Here is a 25,630-nt window from a genome sequence, read left to right on the forward strand (position 1 = left end):
TCCTTGTTTCGATACTGTAGTCATTGTATTTAGTAATATTAAGCCTGAGCCACTAGTAGCCTGTTCACTGGTTATTATGCTCGGGCCTTCTGGTTTTGGGACGTTTCATTTCAGGACATAAAGCAACAGTAATGAACAAGATTCTTGTAACCGGTGCTACCGGTTTTGTTGGCTCTGCTCTCTTGCGTGTGTTGCAGCAGCGCAACGACCTGGAGGCGCTGGGGCTTTGTCGTACGTTACCCACAGATGCTGATGAGTCGCTGGTTGCTGTAGGCGACTTGGCCGATGCTGATTTATCTGTGGTGCTGCCGGGTATCGATGTGGTCATTCATGCCGCTGCCCGTGCCCATGTCATGCAGGATGCGGCCACTGATCCGCTGACTGAATATCGTCGCGCCAATGTCGAAGCCAGCCTGAACCTGGCCCGACAGGCCGCCGCTGCCGGGGTGAGGCGCTTTGTTTTCATCAGCTCGGTCAAGGTGAATGGCGAAAGCACCAGTGGTCGTGGCCCATACAGTGCAGACCAGATGCCTGCGCCCGAGGATGCTTACGGTATTTCAAAACATGAGGCAGAGCAGGCGCTGCAGTTGCTGTGTGCGGAGCAGGGCATGGAGCTGGTGATTGTGCGGCCGCCACTGGTATATGGGCCGGGCGTGAAGGCCAATTTTGCCAGCTTGGTGCGGCTGTGCAGCAAACCCATCCCCCTGCCGTTTGGCAGCGTCAACAATCGGCGCAGCATGGTGTATCTGGGTAATCTGGTTGATTTCATTATTTGTTGTGCCACTCACCCGGCTGCCCCAAATCAGGTGTTTCTGGTATCGGATCGGCATGACTTGTCACTGGCTGAGCTTATTGGTGGTATTCGCGTAGCCATGGGCCGCAAGCCGGCGTTGCTGCCGGTTCCTGTCGGGTTGTTCCGTTTGGCGGGCTGGCTGACTGGCAAGCAGGGCGTGGTTGAGCGCCTGGTAGGTGACTTGCAAGTGGATACCAGCAAGGCGCATGAACTGCTGGGTTGGCAGCCGCCCTACACGGTAGAGCAGGGGCTGGCCGCTACGGTGGCGGGCATGCCAGCGGTGGAGTCTGCAGGTGATCGTAACCTGCCGTTGCTGCGCGTGCTGGATTTTATTTTTGCGCTATGCGGGCTGGTGTTTGGCTTGCCGGTGCTGGTGGTGATCTATGTGCTGGGCCTGTTCGATACCGGCTCGCCGCTGTTTTTGCAGGAACGGGTCGGCCGCAACAAAAAACCCTTTACGCTGGTCAAATTTCGTACCATGAAGGTGGATACGGCTTCGGTAGCCAGTCACCTGGCCTCTTCGGCGTCGATCACCCGCATGGGCGGTTTCTTGCGCAAGACCAAGCTGGACGAGCTGCCCCAGCTGTGGAATGTGCTCAAGGGCGAGATGAGCCTGGTCGGCCCGCGCCCTAACCTGTACAACCAGGACGAGCTGATTGCCGAGCGTGATGCGCTGGGTGTTTATGCTGTGCGGCCGGGTATTACCGGGCTGGCCCAGGTCAACGAGATCGACATGTCCACCCCGCAGCTGCTGGCCGAAACCGATGCGAAGATGATCCGCGAGCTGTCGTTGGGTAATTACTTCAAGTTCATTGTGCAGACGGTGACGGGGAAGGGCTCGGGAGACCGGGTCAGGGGGTAATGGTATTGGTAAAGGGGTCAGGTCCATGGGCCTGACCCCTTTACCTTCAAGCCCTTTTAGCAATTGAAGTGGAAAAAGTCGTGATGCGTGATTTTTTGCTGAATCTGTCACGCCGCCACAAGCGGGCCTTGCAGGTGGTTGCCGATGTGCTGCTGATCTGGCTGTGCCTGTGGCTGGCGTTTGTGGTGCGGGTGGGTTTTGACAAGGCATGGGTGGCCGTACATGAGCACGTGTGGCTGTTTTTTGCTGCGCCGCTGATCACCGTTCCGGTGTGCATTCGTTTGGGCATGTACCGGGCGGTGATGCGCTATCTGGGCCGTGAAGCGCTGGTCGAGATTGCCAAGGCGCTGACGGTTTCGGCGCTGGTCCTGGCGCTGCTGGTGTACTGGATGCAGACACCGGACAAGCCGCAAATTCCGCGCTCGTTCGTCATGCTGTACTGGACCATCAGCCTGATTGCGGTGGGCGGGTTGCGGCTGGCCATGCGCCAGTATTTTCTCGGCGACTGGTATGAGAACAGCAACCGCTTTTTCCGGCCGCGCCGGAATTTGCCCCGGGTGGTTGTGTACGGGGCCGGCTCGGCCGGCAACCAGCTGGTGCGTGCCCTGCGCATGGGCAAGGTGATGGAGCCGGTGGCTTTTCTGGATGACGATGATTCCATCGCCACCCGTACCATTGCCGGGCTCAAGGTGTACAAACCGAAGCATATTGAAGAGATGCTGCGCATCACCGGTGCCACCCAGGTGCTGCTGGCCATGCCTTCGGCCAGTCGGGCCCGTCGCCGCGAGGTGTTGGCCATGCTGGAGCCGTACCCGGTGCATGTGCGCTCGATCCCCGGCTTCATGGACCTGGCCCAGGGGCTGGTCAAGGTCCAGGACCTGCAGGAGGTGGACATTGCCGACCTGCTCGGGCGTGATGCGGTGGTACCGAATCAGGCACTGTTTGAGCGTTGCATCAAGGAGCAGGTGGTGCTGGTGACCGGTGCTGGCGGCTCGATCGGCTCCGAGCTGTGCCGGCAGATTCTGGCCAGTGGTGCGACCACGCTGATCCTGTACGAGCACAGCGAGTTCAACCTGTATGCCATCAGCCAGGAGCTGGAGCAGCGGGTCAGCCATGAGGGGCTACAGGTGCAGCTGATTCCGGTGCTGGGCTCGGTGCGTAACAAGAAACGTCTGCTGGAGGTGTTTCGCAGCTGGCCGGTGAATACCGTTTATCACGCGGCGGCCTACAAGCATGTGCCGATTGTCGAGCACAACACCGCCGAGGGTATCCGTAACAACGTGATGGGTACGCTCTATACCGCGCAGGCGGCGATCGAGACCGGCGTGCAGCACTTCGTGCTGATTTCCACTGACAAGGCGGTGCGTCCGACCAATGTGATGGGCAGCACCAAGCGCCTGGCCGAGATGGTGCTGCAGGCGCTGAGCCGCGAGCCGCAGGTGCAATTGTTCAGCGATACTGACGAGCGTGTTGTGGCCAACAATACCCGCTTTACCATGGTGCGCTTCGGCAACGTGCTGGGTTCGTCCGGCTCGGTGATTCCGCTGTTTCGCAAGCAGATCCGTGATGGTGGCCCGGTCACTGTGACCCATCCGGAAATGACGCGTTATTTCATGACCATTCCCGAGGCGTCGCAGCTGGTGATCCAGGCCGGCTCGATGGGGCAGGGCGGAGATGTGTTCGTTTTGGATATGGGCGAGCCGGTGCGCATTCTGGAGATGGCGCAGAAGATGATCCGCCTGTCCGGTTTGACGGTGCGTTCGGAGGAGGAGCCTGCGGGTGAAATAAGCATCGAGTTCACCGGCCTGCGCCCCGGCGAGAAGCTCTACGAAGAGCTGCTGATCGGCGATAATGTCAGCGGTACGGAGCACCCGATGATCATGCGTGCCAGCGAGGAGTACCTGCCCTGGCACGAACTGTGCGCGGTGCTGCGCCGGCTGCTGGTGCTGGCCGAGCGTGGCGAGTGCGAGGATATTCGCCAGGTGCTGCTCGAGACCGTCAACGGCTACCAGCCCCAGTCGGATATCGTTGACTGGGTGTACCTGCAGGCAGAAGCACGCTGAAGGCTTGCTCGCCTGGAAATTTGAAAAATGATGTGTGATAACGAGCCAGTCAGCTGGTGCTAATGATATTGTTTTTTGTGAAAGACTTGGCTCCGTCCTTCAATAGGGCGGTTTATCTGTGAAGATTTGAGTACACTGATTCAGCGATTACGCATTAAACGAATCTGATAATGTGGCGACCACATAAAGCAGGAGGGCATATGGTAAGCATACCTGTAGACCGAATGACACTGCGGGAAAAACTGGAAATTATCGACTTGCTTTGGAGCAGCATCAGCTCAGAAAATTCTGAGGAGGTTTCGCCACGCTGGCATGGCAAAGAGCTTGATCGACGCTTGAAGCGGGTCGATACCGGTGAATCCGTCTTTGAAGACTGGGACGTCGTGAAACGAGAACTTCAGGAATTGTCTCGTTGAAAATCAAGATACTGAATTCTGCGAATGATGATCTGAAGACTGCTTTCCAGTTTTATGAAAAGCAGCAGGCAGGGCTGGGCAAGTATTTTTTGAGTTCGTTACAAGCTGATATTGATTCACTTCATTTTTTTTCCGGAATTCATCCGATTTATGCTGAAAAATTTTATCGCCTGCTGGCTCGGCGTTTTCCTTATGCCGTCTACTATCAGGTCGAAAATGAGCTAGTCAGTGTTTATGCGGTTTTGGACTGTCGACGGAGCCCGGAGAATAATCAGAAGCGGTTAAAGTGAATTGATACTCTGAGCATCTGATGATGCCAGCTTCACCATTAGCAGAAAACAAAAACGGCCACCCATGGGTGGCCGTTTTAATTGGTGACAAGCCTTACTTGCGGTTGAGCTTGTTTTCCAGGTAGTGGATGTTGACACCGCCGTGCATGAAGCCCTTGTCGTTCATCAGGTCAATGTGCAGGGGTACGTTGGTCTTGATGCCGTCGACAATGATTTCATCCAGAGCGTTGCGCATGCGGCCCATGGCCTCTTCGCGGGTTTCGCCCCAGGTGATGATCTTGCCGATCAGGGAGTCATAGTGCGGTGGCACGCGGTAGCCGCTGTACAGGTGGGAGTCCATGCGCACACCGTTGCCGCCGGGGGCGTGGTAATGCTTGACCAGGCCGGGGCTGGGCATGAAGTTGTCGGGGTCTTCCGCGTTGATGCGGCATTCGAAGGCGTGACCACGGAACTTGATGTCCTTCTGGCTGACCGACAGCGGGTTGCCGGCGGCGATGCTGATCATCTCCTTGACCAGGTCAAAGCCGGTGATCATCTCGGTGACCGGGTGCTCCACCTGGATGCGGGTGTTCATCTCGATGAAGTAGAAGCGGCCGTCCTCGTAGAGGAACTCGAAGGTGCCCGCGCCACGGTAGCCGATGTCGATACAGGCTTGCACGCAGCGCTCGAATACCTGCTTGCGCGCCTGCTCGTCAATGTAGGGAGCCGGGGCTTCCTCGATGACCTTCTGGTGGCGGCGCTGCAGCGAGCAGTCGCGATCGCCGAAGTGTACGGCGTTGCCCTGGCCGTCGGCCATGATCTGGATCTCGACGTGGCGCGGGTTGCCGAGGAACTTTTCCAGATACACCACCGGGTTGCCGAAGGCGGCAGCCGCTTCGTTGCGGGTGTGTACGGCTGCACGTAGCAGGTCGTCTTCATGATGCACCACGCGCATGCCACGACCACCGCCGCCGCCGGCGGCCTTGATGATGACGGGATAGCCCACTTCACGGGCGATGCGCAGGGCTTCCTGCTCGTCTTCGGGCAGCGGGCCGTCGGAACCGGGTACCACCGGCACGCCGGCTTTTTTCATGGCGTCCTTGGCGGCGACTTTGTCACCCATCATGCGGATGACGTCGGCGCTGGGGCCGATGAAGGTGAAGCCGGAGTTTTCGACTTGCTCGGCGAAGTCGGGGTTTTCCGCCAGAAAGCCGTAGCCGGGGTGAATGGCGTTGGCGCCGGTCACTTCGGCGGCGGCGATAATGGCAGGGATTTGCAGGTAAGACTGGGCACCGGGGGCCGGACCGATACAGACGGTTTCGTCGGCCAGGGACAGGTGCATCAGGTCGCGGTCAGCCGAGGAATAGACGGCTACGGTTTTAATGCCCATTTCTTTACACGCACGCATCACGCGCAGTGCAATTTCACCGCGGTTGGCAATCAGGACTTTTTCCAGCATTGCAGACTCCAGGTGATTTAAACGATGGTGAACAGGGGCTGGTCGTATTCAACCGGCTGGCCGTTTTCTACCAGGATTTCGCCGATCACGCCGCCGACATCGCTTTCGATGTGGTTCATCATTTTCATGGCTTCAACGATGCACAGTACGTCGCCTTTTTTCACGCTCTGGCCGGGCTCGACAAAGTTGCCGGAGGTGGGGGAAGGGGCGCGGTAGAAGGTACCGACCATCGGCGAGCGGACCACGGTGCCTTTCAGCTGGGGCGCGGCAGCTTCTGCGGCGGGCGCGGCGGCAGGTGCAGCAACGGGTGCCGGGGCGGCAACCGGGGCCGGAGCGGCAGCGTAAGCGATTGGTTGGGCGGCTACGGCGCTGTGGCGGGTGATGCGTACGGACTCTTCGCCCTCGTGAATCTCCAGTTCGTCAATGCCGGATTCTTCAACGAGTTCAATGAGTTTTTTTACTTTACGAATATCCATCGGGTATGACTCCGCAGGTTGTTTGAGTGGTAATCAGGGATTGTTGACATGCTCGATTGCGGCATCCAGGGCCAGGCGGTAACCGCTGGCACCCAGGCCGCAAATCACCCCTACCGCAATGTCGGAGAAGTAGGAGTGGTGTCGAAAAGGTTCGCGCTTGTACACGTTGGACAAGTGCACTTCAATGAATGGGATGCTCACTGCCAGCAACGCGTCACGTAAAGCAACGCTGGTATGTGTAAAAGCGGCAGGATTGATGATGATGAACGCAGTTTCGTCGTTTCTGGCTGCATGAATGCGTTCGATCAACTGGTATTCGGCGTTGCTCTGCAGGCAATCCAGCCGGTGGCCGGCGGCAGCGGCCTGCTGCTGCAGGGCATGGTTGATGTCGTCCAGCGTGTTTGAGCCGTAAACCCCGGGCTCGCGTGTGCCCAGCAAATTGAGGTTGGGGCCGTGCAACAGAAGAATGGAAGCCATGCCGGTGCCTTGGTATGTAAAAGCGGACAATATGCCTTGAACTGCGGCAAATGTCAGCCCTTGGTAGTCAAATTAAGACTAATGAGTGTGGCGCGGGGTGATAATCCGGTTTTCTGCTGTGTGTTGCAGCCTGAAGGCGGGCCTGGGGCTTCTGTTGTGGCCGGTTGTGGCTGGCGGGCGGCCAGTTATGACTCTGTTGGGCAGGGCCGGGCGCTTATCTTATCCCCGACGGATCAGCCAGACGCCGGCGACGATGCAGGCCATGCCCAGCACCTTGCCGGTGGTGATGGAGGATTCGCGAAAGCCCAGCCAGCCCTGGTGGTCGAGCAGCAGGGCGCTGGCCATCTGCCCGGCCAGTACCAGTGCCATGAACAACAGGGCACCGATGCGCGGGGCGGCAAAGGCGGCGGTGAAGACGAAGAAAGCACCCATCAGGCCGCCGGCCAGATGCCACCACTGCAGTTGTCTGAACCCGGCAAGCGGGATGCTTTCACGTTGCAGCAGCAGGGCCAGGACCAGCCCCAGGGTGCCCATCAGGAACGAGATGGTGGCTGCCGCCAGAACGCTGGACAGTTCGCGGGCCAGCAGGCCGTTGATGCCGGCCTGCACCGGCATGAAGAAGCCGGCCATGAAGGCCATCAGCAGAAATAGCCAGAGTGTCAGTGTGCTCATGGTGTGAATTCTGGATTTCCTGTTTCAGTGTGCCGTTACGGCGCTCATCGTTGCGGCGGGAAGTTTTTCAGCAATCGCCCGGCTGCTTTGCGGATTTCCGCGTCACGTTTTTGTGGGCGGGTGGCGCTGGATGTGGCTGGCCATTGTTCGCTGGCCCGCCAGGCCAGCTTGCCGCTTTGGGCGTCCAGAATGTCCAGTTGCAGGGTGAAGACCCGGTAGCGCACGTCCTGCGGTTCGATCCAGCCGGGGCCGCCCCAGTAACGTCCCCAGGGATCGCCCCAGTAACCGCCACGATGGACATAAACGCGCTCGACGCGGTCTTCCTGGCCCAGCCAGGCACGTACCAGAAAGTCGGGCTGCTCTTCGGTGGGCAAAAAGCCCCATTGCAGCAGCTGGTCGCCGACCACGTCGCGGATGCGTTCCTGGTCGAGGTCGCTGGATTGTTCGCGGCTGTAGAATTCGACGGCGGGCTCGGCCCATTGCCAGCTTTGCCAGTGGGAGAAGTCCTGCCCGGGGTTGTAGTCGAGTTCGGTCAGGGCGGCGGTCTGGCAACCGGTAAGTAAAAAGCTGATCAGCAGAAACTGCAAAATGCGCTGCATGGCTGTTCTCCGTTTGCGTCAGGACTGGCTACAGCATAGCAGAAAGCGGTTTTTGCCATGGCAACTGTTTGCCGTTTTCGGGGTGTTGCCGGGAGTGGCTTTTCTGGCCCGGCTGGGCGCGCAGGTGGAAAAGGGGTGGTGTGCGAGGAGGGCAAGCTGTTTGCACCCGGAAACAGAACAGCCGCCCGGAGGCGGCTGTTCTGGTGTCATGCAAATGCTTGCAGCGACTTACAGCAGGTGGGCAACGCCGGCTTTTTCCTGCTCCAGCTCGTCCAGAGTGATGTTGATGTACTTCTGGCTGAACTCGTCGATTTCCAGGCCCTTGACGATTTCGTACTCGCCGTTGGCGCAGGTGACAGGGAAGCCGAACATGGTGCCTTCAGGAATGCCGTAGGAGCCGTCGGAAGGAATACCCATGGTGACCCACTCGCCGTTGGTGCCCAGCCACCAGTCGTGGATGTGGTCGATAGCGGCGTTGGCAGCGGAAGCGGCAGAGGACAGGCCACGGGCTTCGATGATGGCAGCGCCACGCTTGCCGACGGTTGGCAGGAATACGTTGGCGTTCCATTCCTGGTCGTTGATCAGGTCCTTGACGTTTTCGCCGTTGATGGTGGCGTAGCGGTAGTCGGCGTACATGGTCGGGCTGTGGTTGCCCCAGACGCAGAGTTTGCGGATGTCGGCTACGGCCTTGCCGGTTTTCTCGGCAACCTGGCTCAGGGCGCGGTTGTGGTCCAGACGCAGCATGGCGGTGAAGTTGCGCGGGTTCAGGTCTGGCGCGGACTTCATGGCGATGTAGGCGTTGGTGTTGGCAGGGTTGCCAACCACCAGAACCTTGACGTTGCGGTCGGCAACCTTGTTCAGGGCGCGGCCCTGGACGGTGAAGATTTCGGCGTTGGCGGCCAGCAGGTCGGAACGCTCCATGCCTTTGGAGCGTGGACGGGCACCCACCAGGATGGCAACCTGGATGTCCTTGAAAGCAACTTCCGGATCATCGGAAGCGGTCATGCCGGCCAGCAGCGGGAACGCACAGTCTTGCAGTTCCATCATGACGCCTTTCAGGGCGTCCTGGGCTTGTGGCAGGTCCAGCAGTTGCAGGATTACCGGCTGGTCCTTGCCCAGCATTTCGCCGCTGGCGATACGGAACAGCAGGGCATAACCGATTTGACCAGCTGCGCCGGTGACGGCAACACGTACGGGAGCTTTCATTGGGTCTCTCCAAGTCGTTAGAAACGTAAAATATTCCATGCGGAATGGCAGGTCGGCTCGTGAAGGAAACTCTCTGGGGAGTGCGAGCCGGTTCTCACGGCGGAAAATGGTAGCAAGCCCCTTGTATGAGTACAAGGACTACTTAAGGGGTACGGCTGGCGTGCCGCGCGCAATGGCGGGGGCTTTTCTGTTAGCATGCCCGGTCATGAAAAATCGGGACAGGCCCGGTTTGCCAGCCAAGCAAGTGAGGTGTATGTGTCTACCCCTGAATTGAATACCGATGAGTCCCGCGTCAGCTACGGCATTGGCCGCCAGATGGGCGAACAACTGCGCCAGAACCCGCCCCCCGGCACCAGTATCGAGGCGGTGATGGCCGGTCTGCGTGATGCCTTCAATGGTGCGCCCAGTGCGGTTGAACCTGAGCAGTTAAGCGCAAGTTTTGCAGTGATCCGTGAGCGCATGGAGGCCGAGGCGGCCGAGAAAGCGGCAAAGGCGGCTCAGACCGGTGTTGAATTTTTGCAGGAAAACGCCAAAAAAGACGGCGTTGTCACCCTGGAGTCCGGCCTGCAGTATGAAGTGCTGACCGTTGGCGATGGCGACAAGCCAGGCCGTGACAGCACCGTGCGCACCCATTACCACGGCACCCTGATTGATGGCAGTGTGTTTGACAGCTCCTACGAGCGCGGCCAGCCTGCCGAGTTTCCGGTGGGTGGCGTGATTGCCGGCTGGACCGAGGCACTGCAGTTGATGCCGGTGGGCAGCAAATGGCGTCTGTATGTGCCGGCAGAGCTGGCCTATGGCGAGCGTGCCGTGGGCAGCATTCCTGCGCACAGCGCGCTGGTGTTTGATGTCGAGCTGCTGGACATCCTGTAAGGGCCGGCCGGTGCGAATTGATCCATGGCTATGACTTTGTGTTCTTGCGGGGGCAGATGAGTCCGGGCCCGGGCGGGCTTGTCTGTACTGTGTTTTGTCAGGGCTGCCGGCTCGGCTTTTTGCCTGCGGGGCCATTGCTTGATTGCTATCAAGCATCCTTTGGTGCTGCTTTCATTAGTCTGTGCAGGTAGAAAACAACCTTGTGAGGAATTGCCATGACTGTTGAGAACCACCCGCTGCTGCGCGAAAACCCGGAGCTGGCCGACAAGCTGCTGGCTCGTGCCATGGCTGACGGTGCTTTTGCCCAGCGGGCCCAGCGTTACGCGACTCTGGATGCACTGGTCCAGAACTCTTCCGCGGGTGCTGAAGAAGCTGCCGAATACGCCGCACTGGGCAAGCAGCTGATTGGCGAGCTGGAACTGCCGGTAACAACCAGCTGCTGCGGCGGCTGTGGCGGTAGTGCGCACTAGGATTTGAAGCTGTTGTTGTGACCTGTCCGTGATTGTTTTCTCTCCATGATCACAGGCGGGAGTTGGGCTTGACGCCGGTCTCTGACCGGCGTTTTTTTGCCTGTCTGTTTGCTAGTGCTGGCTCCAGCAACATGTGCGAATGAATTCGCACCTACGATGGGTCCGGATTTATTCGCAGATGTAGGTCCGGATTTATCCGGACAGGCGCGGCATGGCCGGCCGCGGAGGCTCATGTGCGAATGAATTCGCAGATGTAGGTCCGGATTTATCCGGACAGGCGCGGCATGGCCGGCCGCGGAGGCTCATGTGCGAATGAATTCGCAGATGTAGGTCCGGATTTATCCGGACAGGCGCGGCATGGCCGGCCGCGGAGGCTCATGTGCGAATGAATTCGCAGATGTAGGTCCGGATTTATCCGGACAGGCGCGGCATGGCCGGCCGCGGAGGCTCATGTGCGAATGAATTCGCAGATGTAGGTCCGGATTTATCCGGACAGGCGCGGCATGGCCGGCCGCGGAGGCTCATGTGCGAATGAATTCGCAGATGTAGGTCCGGATTTATCCGGACAGGCGCGGCATGGCCGGCCGCGGAGGCTCATGTGCGAATGAATTCGCAGATGTAGGTCCGGATTTATCCGGACAGGCGCGGCATGGCCGGCCGCGGAGGCTCATGTGCGAATGAATTCGCAGATGTAGGTCCGGATTTATCCGGACAGGCGCGGCATGGCCGGCCGCGGAGGCTCATGTGCGAATGAATTCGCAGATGTAGGTCCGGATTTATCCGGACAGGCGCGGCATGGCCGGCCGCGGAGGCTCATGTGCGAATGAATTCGCAGATGTAGGTCCGGATTTATCCGGACAGGCGCGGCATGGCCGGCCGCGGAGGCTCATGTGCGAATGAATTCGCAGATGTAGGTCCGGATTTATCCGGACAGGCGCGGCATGGCCGGCCGCGGAGGCTCATGTGCGAATGAATTCGCAGATGTAGGTCCGGATTTATCCGGACAGGCGCGGCATGGCCGGCCGCGGAGGCTCATGTGCGAATGAATTCGCAGATGTAGGTCCGGATTTATCCGGACAGGCGCGGCATGGCCGGCCGCGGAGGCTCATGTGCGAATGAATTCGCAGATGTAGGTCCGGATTTATCCGGACAGGCGCGGCATGGCCGGCCGCGGAGGCTCATGTGCGAATGAATTCGCAGATGTAGGTCCGGATTTATCCGGACAGGCGCGGCATGGCCGGCCGCGGAGGCTCATGTGCGAATGAATTCGCAGATGTAGGTCCGGATTTATCCGGACAGGCGCGGCATGGCCGGCCGCGGAGGCTCATGTGCGAATGAATTCGCAGATGTAGGTCCGGATTTATCCGGACAGGCGCGGCATGGCCGGCCGCGGAGGCTCATGTGCGAATGAATTCGCAGATGTAGGTCCGGATTTATCCGGACAGGCGTGGCATGACCGGGCCACGGAGGCTCATGTGCGAATGAATTTGCACCTGTAGGTCCGGATTTATCCGGACAGGCGCGGCATGGCCGGCCGCGGAGGCTCATGTGCGAATGAATTCGCAGATGTAGGTCCGGATTTATCCGGACAGGCGTGGCATGACCGGGCCACGGAGGCTCATGTGCGAATGNTTGTTGTGACCTGTCCGTGATTGTTTTCTCTCCATGATCACAGGCGGGAGTTGGGCTTGACGCCGGTCTCTGACCGGCGTTTTTTTGCCTGTCTGTTTGCTAGTGCTGGCTCCAGCAACATGTGCGAATGAATTCGCACCTACGATGGGTCCGGATTTATTCGCAGATGTAGGTCCGGATTTATCCGGACAGGCGCGGCATGGCCGGCCGCGGAGGCTCATGTGCGAATGAATTCGCAGATGTAGGTCCGGATTTATCCGGACAAGCGTGGCATGACCGGGCCGCGGAGGCTCATGTGCGAAAGAATTCGCACCTGTAGGTCCGGATTTATCCGGACAAATCCGGCATGACCGGGCCTCGGAGGTGCCTGTGCGACGTGTGCGAATGAATTCGCGCCTACGATCCGGGTTTACCCGGGCAAACCCGGCATGACCGGGCCTCGGAGGTGCCTGTGCGACGTGTGCGAATGAATTCGCGCCTACGATCCGGGTTTACCCGGGCAAACCCGGCATGACCGGGCCTCGGAGGTGCCTGTGCGACGTGTGCGAATGAATTCGCACCTGTAGGTCCGGATTTATCCGGACAGGCCGGGCAGGGCCCGGCCGCATGCCGGCCAGCTCCGGCATGACTGCTGTATACTTTGCCGCTTTGAACAAGCGGACAAGGAGCACCGATGGCCAAGGCAAAGCGTATTTTCGGCTGCACCGACTGTGGCGCAACCCAGCCCAAGTGGGCGGGGCAGTGCGCCGATTGCGGTGCCTGGAACACCATGGTCGAAACAGTGGTGGAAGGCGCTGCCCGCAGTGGCAGCGCCCGGACCGGCTGGACCGGCGAGCACGCCACCCTGAAAACCCTGGCGGATGTCAGCGTCGAGGAAATCCCGCGTTTCAGTACCCAGTCGAAGGAGCTGGACCGCGTCCTTGGAGGCGGGCTGGTGGACGGCTCGGTGGTGTTGCTGGGCGGCGACCCGGGCATTGGCAAATCCACCATCCTGCTGCAAACCATGTGTAGCCTGGCACAGCATATTCCGGCGCTCTATGTCACCGGTGAGGAATCCCAGCAGCAGGTGGCCATGCGTGGCCGCCGGCTGGAGCTGCCGCTGGACAAGCTCAAGGTGATGACCGAGACCTGCGTGGAAAGCATCATTGCCGTGGCCCAGCGGGAAAAGCCGCGCGTGCTGGTGATCGATTCCATCCAGACCATCTATACCGAGCAGCTGCAGTCGGCTCCCGGCGGTGTGGCGCAGGTGCGGGAAAGCACCGCGCTGCTGGTGCGTTTTGCCAAGCAGACCGGTACCGCCATCTTTCTGGTCGGCCATGTCACCAAGGAGGGTTCGCTGGCCGGCCCGCGCGTGCTGGAACACATGGTCGATACGGTGCTGTATTTCGAGGGCGATGCCGATGGCCGTCTGCGCATGTTGCGGGCGGTGAAGAACCGTTTTGGCGCGGTCAACGAGCTGGGCGTGTTCGGCATGACCGACCGTGGCCTGCGCGAGGTGTCCAACCCCTCGGCGATCTTTCTCAACCGGGCGCAGTCGGCGGTGCCGGGCAGCGTGGTGATGGCCAGCTGGGAGGGTTCGCGGCCATTGCTGGTGGAGGTGCAGGCGCTGGTCGATACCAGCCATCTGGCCAACCCGCGGCGTGTCACCCTGGGGCTGGACCACAACCGGCTGGCCATGCTGCTGGCGGTGTTGCACCGTCATGGCGGCATTGCCAGCCATGACCAGGATGTGTTCCTCAACGTGGTGGGCGGGGTCAAGGTGCTGGAAACGGCCTCCGACCTGGCGCTGATGGCTGCGATCATGTCCAGCCTGCGCAACCGTGCGTTGCCGCATGACTTGCTGGTGTTTGGCGAGATCGGCCTGTCCGGCGAGATCCGTCCGGTACCGAGCGGGCAGGAGCGGTTGCGTGAAGCGGCCAAGCATGGCTTCAGACGGGCTGTAGTGCCCAAGGGCAATGCGCCGAAACAGGCCCCGGCCGGCATGCAGGTAGTGGCGGTCGAGCGGCTGGAGCAGGCGCTGGATGCATTGTTCGAGTGGGCCGAATGATGGCGAAACTGGATATCCGGCTGGTCACCTTTGATCTGGACGATACCTTGTGGCACACGGCACCGGTGATCGCTCGTGCCGAGCAGGCGTTGCAGCAGTGGCTGGCGCAGCGCTCGCCGCAGCTGGGGCTGATGACATTGCCACGCTTGCAGCAGCTCAAGCGTCAGGTGCTGGAGCGGATGCCGCAGATTGTCCATAGCGTTAGCGCGATACGTTTCCAGGTGTTGCGCCAGGCTTATCTGGATGCCGGTGATGCACCGGAGCAGGCTGCGTTGCTGGCCGAAGAAGCCTTCCAGTTTTTTCTCGGCGAGCGGCAAAAGGTCGAGGTCAGCCCGCAGGCAAGGCCGATGTTGCACAGTTTGCGGCAGCAGGGCTATCTGCTGGGGGCGTTGAGCAACGGCAATGCCGATATCCGCCGCGTCGGGCTGGGAGACTGTTTTGATTTTGCCCTGAATGCCGATGCGCTGGGTGTCGGCAAGCCCCATGTGGCGGCCTTTGGTGCTGCGCTGGGGCGCGCCGGAGTTGCGCCGCAGCAGGCGGTGCATCTGGGCGATAATCCGCATGATGATGTTGCCGGTGCCCAGGCTGCCGGCATGCATGCGGTATGGTTCAATGCCGCCGGCCTGGATTGGCCGGGCGGAAAGCCGCCGACAGCGCAGATCCGTTGTTTGAACGAGCTGTCGGACGTACTGGCGGATTTGATGTCCGGATAAATCCGGACCTACATGTGCGAATTCGTTCGCACAGGCACCTCCGAGGCCCGGTCATGCCGGGTTTGCCCGGATAACCCCGGATCGTAGGTGCGAATTCATTCGCACATGAGCCTCCGCGGCCGGCCATGCCGCGCCTGTCCGGATAAATCCGGACCTACAGGTGCGAATTCATTCGCACACGTCGCACACGCCTCTTCGAGGCCCGGTCATGCCGGATTTGTCCGGATAAATCCGGACCGTAGGTGCGAATTTATTCGCACATAAACCCGAAAGCGTCAGCTGGATCAGTGCATCTGCAGGGTATTGCGGATACGCTCAACCAGTCCGTCCATCGAAGCTGCGTCGTTGGTCAGCACGGTCTGGCTGTATTGCTGCTCTTCGGCGGTCAGCGGCTGACGGGTGGCCCGCTGTGCGGCAACCACTTCCGGGGTGGCATCGGACGGATCGATACCTGCTGCGCGGCGCTCGATCAGCCATTGGGCAACTACCTCGTCGGGAGCCTGACAGTCCAGGATCAGCAACGGCACACCGCTGGACTGCGCCACTTCGGCGGCCTGCTGGCGCTGTTCCTGCATCAGGTAGGCCGCGTCAATCACCACCGGATAGCCAGCCTGCAATGCGGCGAGTGCCTGCTGGTGCAAATGGGCGTAGGTCTGCTGCGTCAGTTCGGCGCTGTACAGCCCGGTATCGACCGGGTTGCCGGTCACTGTCTGCTCGCCAAACAGCCGCTTGCGCTCAACATCGGAACGCAGGCGCAGGGCGCCCAGCCCCTCGACCAGCTGCATGGCCACGGTGCTTTTGCCGCAGGCGGAGATACCGTGGGTGATGGCCAGGAAACGTGCCGGAATCGCCGAGTAGCTTTCCGCCAGGCGGGTATAGCTACGGTACTGGCGCAGGACGTCGGTCTGTACTGCCGGGTCGCTTTCCTGCGCCAGACGGAACAGGTTGACCTTGGCGCGCACCATGGCGCGGTAGGCCTTGTAGAAGTTGATCAGTGGCAGGCACTCGTAGTCGCCGGTCTGCTCCAGCCAGTTGTTGGTGAAACGGCGGGCCAGGGCGTGCTGGCCGCGGTCTTCCAGGTCCATGGCGAGGAAGAAGGCGTCGCAGGCAATGTCGATCAGCCGGAAGGGTTCGTTGAACTCGATGCAGTCAAACAGTACCACTTCGCCGTCCAGCACAGTGGCGTTGCCCAGGTGGATGTCGCCATGGCATTCGCGGATGGAACCATTCTGGCAGCGCTGTTCTAACAGGGGCAGCAGACGCTGGAAGCTGTCTTCGGCCCAGGCTTCCAGGGCATTGAGCTGTTGCAGGTCGACGGCTTCGCTGAGCAGAGGGCGAATTTGCTCAAAGTTTTGCCGTACCGGTGCCATAATGGCGTCCGGCTGTGCCAGGGGGTGGCCTTGTGCAACTACCGGGGCATCCAGGTGAAAGCGGGAGATCTGGCGGGTCAGGGCGTCGATTTCGACTGTACCCAGCTCGCCGCGCTGCAGCATCCGGTCGAGCAATTGCTCCTGCGGAAACTGGCGCATGCGGATGGCGTACTCGATGATTTCGCCGCTGCCGCCCAGTTGTGGCGCCTCCGGGCTGCCGGTGATGGCGATGACATCCAGATACAGGCCACTGGTCAGGCGCTGGTTGAGGCGTACCTCTTCCTGGCAGAAGTGCCGGCGGGCATCGAGACTGGTGAAGTCGAGAAAGCCGAAGTTGACCGGTTTCTTGATCTTGTAGGCATAAGGGCCGGTCAGGATCACGGTCGAGATATGGGTTTCGATGACGCGGAAATCTTCGGTGTCATGCGGGTAGATGGCCGGATTTTGCAGGGCGTTGATCAGGGCTTGGTTCACGATTCTTCCTTAAAGGGTGCAGGCGAATGCCGCATTATGGCAACTGTGCACGGTGGTGCAAAGGAAAACACGGGGTTTAACACGGTTTGGCTATGAGCAAACGGCAGGCAAAGGGCAAGAAAAAAACGGTTGGCAGGCGCAGATTCAGTTGGCTGGGGCTGCTGGTCAAACTGTCCATAGTGGCCGCGCTGGCGCTGGCCGGGTACATGATGTATCTGGATGCGATCGTGCAGGAGCGCTTTGCCGGCAAGCGCTGGACGGTGCCGGCGCGGGTCTATGCCCGTCCGCTGGAGCTGTATGCCGGCCAGAAACTGCAGCAGCAGGATTTCATCACCGAGCTGCAGGCGCTGGGGTATCGCCGCACCACGGCGGCGCAGCGCTCCGGCAGCATGTCGGTGAATGGCAATCAGGTCGAGGTGTTTGCCCGGGGTTTCCGCTTCTATGACGGTAACGAACCGGCGCAACGGGTACGGGTACGCTTCTCTGGCGGGCAGGTGGCTGCCCTGAGCAAGGCCGATGGCACTGCTTTGCCGGTGATGCGGCTGGAGCCGTTGCTGATTGGCGGGCTGTATCCGGCGCACCAGGAAGACCGCATCCTGATCCGGCTGGCGGATACGCCGGGTTACCTGATCCAGGCGCTGACCGCTGTGGAGGACCGGGATTTCTTCGAGCACCATGGTGTGTCGCTGCGCTCGATCGGGCGGGCGGTGTGGATCAATGCGTCATCCGGCCGTTTGCAGCAGGGCGGCAGCACCCTGACCCAGCAGCTGGTGAAGAATTTTTTTCTGACCAACGAGCGCAGCCTGAGCCGCAAGTTCAACGAAGCGCTGATGGCGATCCTGCTTGAGCTGCATTACGACAAGGAAGAGATTCTGGAGGCGTACCTCAACGAGGTGTTCCTCGGGCAGGATGGCAGTCGTGCTGTGCATGGTTTCGGGTTGGCCAGCCAGTACTATTTCAGCCAGCCGCTGGCCGAGCTGGAGGTGCATCAGGTGGCCCTGCTGGTCGGCATGGTCAAGGGAGCTTCCTTCTATAACCCGCGCCGTCACCCGGAGCGAACCAAAGAGCGGCGCGATCTGGTGCTGGATATGCTGGCCGAGCAGGGAGCGATCAGCCAGGAGCAGCTGGCGACAGCAAAACAGCAACCGCTGGGCGTGACCAGCCAGGGCAGCCTGGCCAATACCAGCTATCCGGCGTTCATGGATCTGGTCAAGCGCCAGTTGCGCCAGGACTACCGCGAGCAGGACCTGACCGAGGAAGGGCTGCGCATTTTCACCAGCATGGACCCGGTGCTGCAGCAGAAAGCCGAAGCGGCCCTGACTGAGACGTTCGCCCGCATGAGGGGGCGCAGCGGTATTGATCAGGTCGAGGCGGCGATGGTGGCGGTGCGCCCGGGCAGTGGCGAGGTGCTAGCCATGCTTGGCAGCCGGCAGCCGCGTTTTGCCGGCTTCAACCGGGCGCTGGATGCCACGCGACCGGTCGGGTCGCTGGTCAAGCCGGCAGTATATCTGGCCGCGCTGGCGCAGCCGCAACGCTACACCCTGACCAGCTACCTGCAGGATCGGAGCTTCAGCGTGCGTGATAGCAAGGGGCGTGACTGGACGCCGCAGAACTACGACCGTCAGGAGCATGGCACGGTGTTCCTGTATCAGGGGCTGGCGCAGTCCTATAACCTGTCCACGGCTCGTCTGGGGATGGATGTCGGCATTGGCGAGGTGCTGAAAACCGCCCGTCAGCTGGGCGCGGATCATGACTGGCCGGCGTTTCCGTCGATGCTGCTCGGGGCCGGCAGCCTGACGCCGCTGCAGGTGACGCAGATGTACCAGACACTGGCCAATGGCGGTTTTCATACGCCGCTGAGGGCCATCCATAATGTGCTGACTGCAGAAGGAGAGCCGCTGGGACGCTATCCGCTGCATGTCGAGCAGCGCTTTGCGGCAGCGCCCGTTTATCTGGTGCGCGAAGCGATGCGGCGGGCAATGACGGAAGGCACCGGCCGTTCCGCCTACAACCGCATCCCGCGCGAGCTGCGTGTGGCCGGCAAGACTGGTACCAGTAACGACTTGCGTGACAGCTGGTTTGCCGGCTTTGCCGAGGATCTGCTGGCGGTGGCCTGGATGGGACGTGATGACAACGGCAAGACATCGCTGACCGGTGCTACCGGTGCCTTGCAGCTGTGGTCCGAGCTGATGCGCAGTGCTGCGCCCACATCATTGTCGACCAGTGTTCCGGAGGGAATTGCCGAGGTGTGGGTGGACCCCGAACAAGGGTTGCAGGTCAGCGAACCCTGCCCGGGTGTGGTGCGTATGCCCTATGTGCGGGGCAGCGAGCCGGAAGCCGGCTTTTATTGTGGCCTGCCGGCCGTGCCGGAGCCGGCTGATGAGGGTGGCAAGGTCAGGGGCTGGCTAAAAGGCTGGCTAAACCGCTGATGACAGCGTTTAATATCGGGGTTGCGGCCCGGCAGGGCAATGGTTGGCGAGGAGTAAGATAGTGAACAAGATGATGTGTGCGGTGTTGCTGGGGGCGGGTGTGCTGGCGGGTTGTGCCAGTACTTCGCCACGGGAGATTCCGGTGGTGGAGTCGGGGACCCGGCTGTCGCCCGGCCCGCTGCGTGATGTGGGCGGGGGCGCCAGTGCGGTTGTCAACCAGGGTGAGGAGAGCTCGGTGGTGACCGTCATGACACCACCGGAGGCTGGGTTGCCGGCAATTGCCGCCGGTGAGTATCCGTCGACGCCGATTCAGGTTGACGCGGGCAGCGGCGCGGACCTGTTTGACTCGCCGGCTGCCATTGCTGTCGATCCGGTGCCGGAAGTGGCCAGTGCCAGCCGCACGATTGCTGCACCGGTGCAGGCGCTGCTGAATACCGCGCAACAGCAGCGGGCCAATGGCGACCTGAACGGGGCGGCTTCCAGTCTGGAGCGCGCCTTGCGCATTGCCCCGCAGGAGCCGCAGGTTCTGTATCGTCTGTCGGAGATCCGCCTGATGCAGGGTGATGCGGCGCAAGCCGAGCAGCTGGCCCAGCGAGGGCTCAGCTATAGCAGTGGCCGGGCCGGGCTGCAGGCCGGGCTGTGGGACCTGATTGCTGAAGCGCGGGACAAGCAGGGCAACAGTCAGGGTGCTGCCGAAGCGCGCCAGAAAGCCCGGGCCTTCATGTAATGGTGCCGGTTGTGCATGAGCTGGCCGACTGCCTGCTGGAAATCGAGGCAGAGCTGCGCAGTCTGGGCTGGTGGGAAAGCCGGCAGCCCTGCGCGCAGTCGTTGGCCAGCAGCCAGCCGTTCTGTGTTGATACGCTGGCGTTCGAGCAGTGGTTGCAGTGGGTATTTTTGCCGCGCATGAAGGCGCTGCTGGAGCAGGCCGGCGAGTTGCCGGCCCGTTCGGCGATCACCGAAATGGCCGAGATGGCCTATATGGAAATGCCCGGCAGGACGGTAACCTTGCGTCGGCACCTGAAGCGCTTTGACCGCCTGCTGGAGCGTCACGGCCAGGCCGGAGCCTGACCACTTGCATGCAGCTGGTTTGCAGCCGTCAGCTGCTGCAGAATTCGCTGATTTTCTCTTCCGTTTCGCGGATCCGGTTCTGACGCTCTTCTTCGCTCAGGCGTACCATCTGGCCGTCAACCTCGGCCAGCAGGCGCGGGTTGTTTTTCAGCTGGGCCAGACGCGTGCGCATGTCGCGGCAAAAGGTTTCTAGCTCTGCCTGTTCCTGGGCGACCTGGCGCTTCACTTCCCGGTCGGCTTCTTTCTGGGCCTGCTCTTCGCTCCCGTCAGTGGCTGCCTGCTCCGAGCTGCCTGCCTGCGCTGCCGGGGCGTGAATACGGGTGTTCAGGCGTTCGCTGTCCAGACCAAGCGGTGGCTGTGAACCGAAGTGGGTTTGCCCCTGGCTGTCCACCCACTTGTAGACGGTTGCGGCCTGTACAGAGGTAATGCCGGAAAGCAGCAGACCGGCGCAGAGTATGATCGGAAGTGTCCGCATTCTTTTTGTCCTGACAAAACACATAGTGGCTGGATGATACAACATCTGCAGCCAGGGTTTGAGCATGAAAATTGCGAACAGGACAGCAAAAAAACAAATAACTTGCAATATTTTCGAAAACACTCTTGTTTTTAAGGTGATGGCTTGACTTGCCGGACATAAATCCCAACAATTCATCTCCATATTGCTGCAAGCCTCAAAAAGGCTGGCGCAAACAGATTCAGGTCCAGGTACATATCGGTACCGTTCGCTATACCCGTTCGCGTTACCTCGTGCTGGGTGGGAAGTCCCGAGCAGGATTTCTTAAGCTGCCGGCCCGGAAGGGCAGATGGCCTGCGACTACCGTCGCCCGGGCCAGGCGTGCAGCAACCATATTCAGAGTGCTCGTCCGAGCATGATTCTGGCGTATTAGAGGTGTTTACTGTGGAATTGTTATCCGGCGCTGAGATGGTCGTTCGCTCTTTGCGAGACGAAGGTGTCAAGTATATTTACGGCTACCCCGGCGGTGCCCTGCTGCATATCTACGATGCCCTGTTCAAGGAGCATGATCTTACCCATATTCTGGTGCGCCACGAGCAGGCTGCGACCCACATGGCCGACGGCTATGCGCGAGCTACCGGCAAGGCCGGTGTGGTGCTGGTGACGTCCGGCCCCGGTGCCACCAATGCCGTGACCGGCATTGCCACCGCCTACATGGACTCCATTCCTATGGTGGTCATTTCCGGCCAGGTGCCCAGCGCGGCAGTGGGAACCGATGCCTTCCAGGAAACCGACATGATTGGCGTATCGCGCCCGATCGTGAAGCACAGCTTCATGGTCAAGCATCCGTCGGAAATCCCCGAGGTGATCAAGAAAGCTTTCTATCTGGCCGAGTCCGGCCGTCCCGGTCCGGTGGTGGTGGATATCCCCAAGGATATGACCAACCCGACCGACAAGTACGAATACAGCTATCCCAAGAAAGCCAAGCTGCGCTCCTATGTGCCGCCAACCCGTGGCCACTCCGGCCAGATCCGCAAGGCGGTCGAGATGCTGCTGGCAGCCAAGCGGCCATTGCTGTACTCAGGTGGTGGTGTGGTTCTCGGGCATGCGTCCAGCCAGCTGACCGAGCTGGCCAGGGCGCTCAACCTGCCGGTCACCAATACCCTGATGGGGCTGGGTGCCTATCCCGGTACCGATCGTCAGTTCCTGGGCATGCCCGGGATGCACGGCAGCTATACCGCCAACCTGGCGATGCACCACTGCGACGTGCTGTTTGCCGTGGGGGCGCGTTTTGATGACCGCGTGGTCAATGGCGTGGCCAAGTTCTGCCCGACGGCCAAGATCATTCATATCGACATTGACCCGGCCACCATTTCCAAGACCATCAAGGCCGACATCCCGATTGTCGGACCGGTCAACAGCGTGCTGGATGACATGCTGGCCGAGCTCAAGAGCATGAATGTCAAGCAGGATGCCAACGTCGTCAACAGCTGGTGGAAGCAGATCGATGAGTGGCGCGGCAATGGCCGCCTGTTCCCGTACAACGAAGGCGACGGCAGCATCATCAAGCCGCAGGCGGTGATCGAGACGCTGATGGACGTGACCGGTGGCGATGCCTACATCACTTCCGACGTAGGCCAGCACCAGATGTTTGCCGCGCAGTATTACCGTTTCGACAAGCCGAACCGCTGGATCAACTCCGGTGGCCTGGGCACCATGGGCTTTGGTTTCCCTGCCGCCATGGGCATCAAGCTGAGCTTCCCCGATGAGACCGTTGCCTGTGTGACGGGCGAGGGCAGCATCCAGATGAACATCCAGGAACTGTCGACCTGCTTGCAATACGATCTGCCGGTCAAGATTGTCAACCTCAACAACGGTGCTCTGGGCATGGTGCGCCAGTGGCAGGACATGCAGTACAACAGCCGTTACTCGCACTCCTACATGGAATCATTACCGGACTTCATCAAACTGGCCGAGGCCTATGGTCATGTGGGTATCCGCATCACCGACCTGAAGGACCTCAAGCCGAAGATGGAAGAAGCCTTCGCGCTGAAGGACCGGTTGGTGTTCCTGGATATCCAGGTGGATACCAGCGAGCACGTTTACCCCATGCAGATTCGTGATGGCGCAATGCGCGACATGTGGTTGAGCAAAACGGAGCGTACCTGATCATGAGACACATCATTTCATTGCTGATGGAAAACGAACCCGGTGCCCTGTCCCGTGTAATCGGACTGTTCTCCCAGCGCAACTACAACATTGAAAGCCTGACGGTTGCGGCCACTGAAGATCCGACCCTGTCCCGCCTGACCCTGACCACCATCGGCAAGGAAGAGGTGATCGAGCAGATCACCAAGAACCTGAACAAGCTGATCGAGGTGGTCAAACTGGTCGACCTGTCCGAGAGCGCCCACATCGAGCGTGAGCTGATGCTGGTCAAAATCAAGGCCAGTGGTGCCCAGCGCGCGGAAGTGAAGCGTACAGCGGACATTTTCCGTGGCCAGATCGTGGACGTAACCCCCAGTATTTATACCGTGCAACTTGCCGGCACAACGGATAAACTCGACAGCTTTATCCAGGCCGTGGGTGCCGCCTCCATCGTCGAGGTGGTGCGCAGCGGTGTAACCGGTATCGCCCGTGGCGACAAAGTATTAAGCCTTTAATCCAACCCCGGGGAGGGGCAGGGGCCTCTCCCGCTTGAGGAGCGTTTCATGCAAGTGTATTACGACAAAGACTGTGATCTGTCCATCATCCAGGGCAAGAAAGTTGCCATCATCGGTTACGGCTCCCAGGGCCATGCCCATGCCTGCAACCTGAAGGATTCCGGTGTGGACGTCACCGTTGGCCTGCGTGCCGGCTCCAGCTCCATTGCCAAGGCAGAGGCCCACGGCCTGAAAGTTGCCGATGTTGCCACTGCCGTGCAACAGGCTGATGTGGTCATGGTGCTGACTCCGGACGAGTTCCAGGGCAAGCTGTACCGTGAAGAACTGGAGCCGAACCTGAAAAAGGGCGCCACTCTGGCCTTTGCCCACGGTTTCTCCATCCACTACAACCAGGTCGTACCTCGCGCTGACCTGGACGTGATCATGGTTGCCCCCAAGGCACCTGGCCACACTGTGCGTTCCGAGTTCGTGCGCGGCGGCGGTATCCCTGACCTGATCGCCATCTACCAGGACGCCAGCGGCAACGCCAAGAATGTTGCCCTGTCCTACGCCAGTGGTGTGGGCGGTGGCCGTACCGGCATCATCGAAACCACCTTCAAGGACGAGACCGAAACCGACCTGTTCGGTGAGCAGGCTGTTCTCTGCGGTGGTACTGTCGAGCTGGTCAAGGCCGGTTTCGAGGTTCTGACCGAAGCGGGTTACGCTCCGGAAATGGCCTACTTCGAGTGCTTGCACGAGCTGAAGCTGATCGTTGACCTGATGTTCGAGGGCGGTATCGCCAACATGAACTACTCCATTTCCAACAACGCCGAGTACGGTGAGTACGTAACCGGCCCGGAAGTGATCAACGAGCAGTCCAAGGCCGCCATGCGCAATGCGCTGAAGCGCATCCAGAACGGTGAGTACGCCAAGATGTTCATCACCGAAGGTGCCACCAATTACCCGTCCATGACCGCATGGCGTCGCAACAACGCAGCCCATCCGATCGAGCAGGTCGGCGAGAAGCTGCGTGCCATGATGCCATGGATTGCAGCCAACAAGATCGTGGACAAGAGCAAGAACTGATTGCCATCCACCTGAAGAAAAGCGCGGCCCTGATGCCGCGCTTTTCTTTTATGGGGAGAAATACGGTAAAATCTGCCCGTGTACTGAACGTAATTTGATGGATAACACAGCATGAGCGAGAAACCACAGACCAACAGGAACGACGCCGAGCGGGTTCTGGAAAGCATATTGCCGGTTGGCGAGCACGAAGAGGAGGGGCATGACGAGCAGGGGCGGAAAGTGCGTCACCGGGGAGTCTATCTGTTGCCCAACCTGTTCACCACGGCCAATCTGTTTGCCGGCTTTTATGCGATTGTGTGTGCCATCAACGAGAACTTCTATGTCGCCTGTGCGGCGATTTTCGTGGCCATGGTGCTTGATGGCCTGGATGGCCGGGTAGCACGCATGACCAATACCCAGAGTGCTTTTGGCGCCGAGTATGACTCGATGTCGGACATGGTTGCCTTTGGTGTGGCACCGGCCCTGCTCTCATACAAGTGGGGGCTGTCGGAACTGGGCAATGTCGGTCTGACTGTGGCCTTCATCTATGCGGCCTGCGCCGCCCTGCGTCTGGCGCGTTTCAATACGCAGATCGGTGTTGTCGACAAGCGCTGGTTCATCGGGCTGGCCAGTCCGGCTGCTGCTGGCGTGGTGGCCGGGCTGGTCTGGGCTGTCAGTGAACATGATGTCTATGGGCAAAACATGCCAGTGCTGGCCAGTCTGCTGTTTGCAGCTGTGGTGGCTGTGGCCGGCTTGTTGATGGTCAGCAATATCAAGTATTACAGCTTCAAGGATCTGGATCTGAAAGGACGGGTGCCTTTCGTGATGATGCTGGTTGCAGTGCTGGGGTTTGCCGTGGTCTTCAGTGATCCGCCCCGGGTATTGCTGCTGTTGTTCCTGGTGTATGCGGCGTCCGGCCCGGTAAATCTGGCGCTGCGCCTGCGCAGGATTCGCTCGAAGGGGTAACGTACTGTTGGCTGTCGGAGGCTGGTCCACGGTTAGGGCAGGTGACGGCTGTTACGACTGCCCGTTTCTACCGGATGCTGGCCAAATTTTCCTGCAAGGGTTGACAGACAGTTTTTGCGGTGTAGAATGCGCACT

General features: G+C 60.2%; 23 protein-coding genes. 15 read left to right on the plus strand and 8 right to left on the minus strand.

From position 1 onward, the window contains the following. Positions 1–131: 131 nt before the first annotated feature. From AR306_RS13655 to AR306_RS01225, 4 genes are all read left to right on the plus strand, one after another. The gene (locus AR306_RS13655; RefSeq protein WP_101495727.1) at positions 132–1,655 is read left to right on the plus strand and encodes a hybrid nucleoside-diphosphate sugar epimerase/sugar transferase; all 1,524 of its coding nucleotides are present in this window, start codon (positions 132–134) and stop codon (positions 1,653–1,655) included. A gap of 83 nt (positions 1,656–1,738) precedes the next feature. Further along, positions 1,739–3,718: a polysaccharide biosynthesis protein gene (locus AR306_RS01215; RefSeq protein ID WP_101495728.1), complete on the plus strand. Its 1,980-nt coding sequence runs from the start codon at positions 1,739–1,741 to the stop codon at positions 3,716–3,718. 200 nt (positions 3,719–3,918) lie between these two features. After that, positions 3,919–4,134 carry an addiction module protein gene (locus AR306_RS01220; protein ID WP_166627865.1) on the plus strand — a complete coding sequence of 72 codons (216 nt, stop codon included), beginning with the start codon at positions 3,919–3,921 and terminating at the stop codon, positions 4,132–4,134. Next, positions 4,131–4,424 (plus strand): type II toxin-antitoxin system RelE/ParE family toxin, encoded by a 294-nt coding sequence (locus AR306_RS01225; protein ID WP_101495730.1) that lies wholly within the window; start codon positions 4,131–4,133, stop codon positions 4,422–4,424. Before AR306_RS01220 ends, AR306_RS01225 begins: the two co-directional genes overlap by 4 nt. A 94-nt stretch (positions 4,425–4,518) precedes the next feature. On the opposite strand, the gene accC is transcribed toward AR306_RS01225, so the two are convergent. From accC to AR306_RS01255, 6 genes are all read right to left on the minus strand, one after another. After that, positions 4,519–5,862 carry an acetyl-CoA carboxylase biotin carboxylase subunit gene (gene accC / locus AR306_RS01230; RefSeq protein ID WP_101495731.1) on the minus strand — a complete coding sequence of 448 codons (1,344 nt, stop codon included), beginning with the start codon at positions 5,860–5,862 and terminating at the stop codon, positions 4,519–4,521. A 17-nt stretch (positions 5,863–5,879) separates the two neighbouring features. After that, a complete protein-coding gene (gene accB / locus AR306_RS01235; protein WP_101495732.1) occupies positions 5,880–6,338 on the minus strand; it encodes an acetyl-CoA carboxylase biotin carboxyl carrier protein in 459 nt (152 codons plus the stop codon). Between the two features lie 33 nt (positions 6,339–6,371). Continuing rightward, positions 6,372–6,815 carry a type II 3-dehydroquinate dehydratase gene (gene aroQ / locus AR306_RS01240; protein ID WP_101495733.1) on the minus strand — a complete coding sequence of 148 codons (444 nt, stop codon included), beginning with the start codon at positions 6,813–6,815 and terminating at the stop codon, positions 6,372–6,374. A gap of 219 nt (positions 6,816–7,034) precedes the next feature. Then, positions 7,035–7,487: a DMT family transporter gene (locus tag AR306_RS01245; RefSeq protein ID WP_101495734.1), complete on the minus strand. Its 453-nt coding sequence runs from the start codon at positions 7,485–7,487 to the stop codon at positions 7,035–7,037. A 44-nt stretch (positions 7,488–7,531) separates the two neighbouring features. Beyond that, complete coding sequence (locus AR306_RS01250) at positions 7,532–8,086, minus strand: DUF4136 domain-containing protein (protein WP_101495735.1); 555 nt, start codon at positions 8,084–8,086, stop codon at positions 7,532–7,534. A gap of 228 nt (positions 8,087–8,314) precedes the next feature. Continuing rightward, a complete protein-coding gene (locus AR306_RS01255; protein ID WP_101495736.1) occupies positions 8,315–9,292 on the minus strand; it encodes a malate dehydrogenase in 978 nt (325 codons plus the stop codon). A 255-nt stretch (positions 9,293–9,547) separates the two neighbouring features. Here AR306_RS01255 and AR306_RS01260 point away from each other — a divergent pair, with 255 nt between their 5' ends. The 4 genes from AR306_RS01260 to AR306_RS01275 all read left to right on the plus strand — a co-directional run bounded on the left by AR306_RS01260 (position 9,548) and on the right by AR306_RS01275 (position 15,027). Beyond that, positions 9,548–10,165, plus strand: coding sequence for an FKBP-type peptidyl-prolyl cis-trans isomerase (locus AR306_RS01260; protein ID WP_101495757.1), 618 nt, complete (start codon positions 9,548–9,550; stop codon positions 10,163–10,165). A 215-nt stretch (positions 10,166–10,380) separates the two neighbouring features. Further along, positions 10,381–10,635, plus strand: coding sequence for a hypothetical protein (locus AR306_RS01265; protein ID WP_101495737.1), 255 nt, complete (start codon positions 10,381–10,383; stop codon positions 10,633–10,635). A 2,305-nt stretch (positions 10,636–12,940) separates the two neighbouring features. Beyond that, on the plus strand, positions 12,941–14,314 hold the full coding sequence (gene radA, locus AR306_RS01270) for a DNA repair protein RadA (RefSeq protein ID WP_101495738.1): 1,374 nt from the start codon (positions 12,941–12,943) through the stop codon (positions 14,312–14,314). After that, a complete protein-coding gene (locus tag AR306_RS01275) occupies positions 14,311–15,027 on the plus strand; it encodes an HAD family hydrolase (protein ID WP_101495739.1) in 717 nt (238 codons plus the stop codon). Before radA ends, AR306_RS01275 begins: the two co-directional genes overlap by 4 nt. Before the next feature lie 284 nt (positions 15,028–15,311). On the opposite strand, the gene AR306_RS01280 is transcribed toward AR306_RS01275, so the two are convergent. Further along, a complete protein-coding gene (locus AR306_RS01280; RefSeq protein WP_101495740.1) occupies positions 15,312–16,871 on the minus strand; it encodes a bifunctional aminoglycoside phosphotransferase/ATP-binding protein in 1,560 nt (519 codons plus the stop codon). A 92-nt stretch (positions 16,872–16,963) separates the two neighbouring features. Here AR306_RS01280 and mrcB point away from each other — a divergent pair, with 92 nt between their 5' ends. The 3 genes from mrcB (at position 16,964) to AR306_RS01295 (ending at position 20,368) form a co-directional block, all read left to right on the plus strand. After that, the gene (gene mrcB / locus AR306_RS01285; protein ID WP_101495741.1) at positions 16,964–19,300 is read left to right on the plus strand and encodes a penicillin-binding protein 1B; all 2,337 of its coding nucleotides are present in this window, start codon (positions 16,964–16,966) and stop codon (positions 19,298–19,300) included. A 70-nt stretch (positions 19,301–19,370) separates the two neighbouring features. Then, complete coding sequence (locus AR306_RS01290; protein WP_206167938.1) at positions 19,371–20,027, plus strand: tetratricopeptide repeat protein; 657 nt, start codon at positions 19,371–19,373, stop codon at positions 20,025–20,027. An 11-nt stretch (positions 20,028–20,038) separates the two neighbouring features. Beyond that, entirely contained in the window at positions 20,039–20,368 is a 330-nt protein-coding gene (locus tag AR306_RS01295) for a YqcC family protein (protein WP_407071171.1), read from the plus strand. 28 nt (positions 20,369–20,396) lie between these two features. Here the strand turns inward: AR306_RS01295 and AR306_RS01300 are convergent, their stop codons facing one another. Further along, on the minus strand, positions 20,397–20,843 hold the full coding sequence (locus AR306_RS01300) for a DUF4124 domain-containing protein (RefSeq protein WP_101495743.1): 447 nt from the start codon (positions 20,841–20,843) through the stop codon (positions 20,397–20,399). Between the two features lie 423 nt (positions 20,844–21,266). Between AR306_RS01300 and AR306_RS01305 the strand changes: the two genes are divergently transcribed. From AR306_RS01305 to pssA, 4 genes are all read left to right on the plus strand, one after another. Next, on the plus strand, positions 21,267–22,991 hold the full coding sequence (locus AR306_RS01305; RefSeq protein ID WP_101495759.1) for an acetolactate synthase 3 large subunit: 1,725 nt from the start codon (positions 21,267–21,269) through the stop codon (positions 22,989–22,991). 2 nt (positions 22,992–22,993) lie between these two features. Next, the gene (gene ilvN / locus AR306_RS01310) at positions 22,994–23,485 is read left to right on the plus strand and encodes an acetolactate synthase small subunit (protein WP_101495744.1); all 492 of its coding nucleotides are present in this window, start codon (positions 22,994–22,996) and stop codon (positions 23,483–23,485) included. A 48-nt stretch (positions 23,486–23,533) separates the two neighbouring features. Next, positions 23,534–24,550 carry a ketol-acid reductoisomerase gene (gene ilvC, locus AR306_RS01315; protein ID WP_101495745.1) on the plus strand — a complete coding sequence of 339 codons (1,017 nt, stop codon included), beginning with the start codon at positions 23,534–23,536 and terminating at the stop codon, positions 24,548–24,550. 111 nt (positions 24,551–24,661) lie between these two features. Then, a complete protein-coding gene (gene pssA / locus AR306_RS01320; RefSeq protein ID WP_101495746.1) occupies positions 24,662–25,495 on the plus strand; it encodes a CDP-diacylglycerol--serine O-phosphatidyltransferase in 834 nt (277 codons plus the stop codon). The last annotated feature ends 135 nt before the right edge of the window (positions 25,496–25,630 follow it).

The sequence above is a fragment of the Thiopseudomonas denitrificans genome (assembly GCF_002866065.1).
Classification (GTDB): domain Bacteria; phylum Pseudomonadota; class Gammaproteobacteria; order Pseudomonadales; family Pseudomonadaceae; genus Thiopseudomonas; species Thiopseudomonas denitrificans.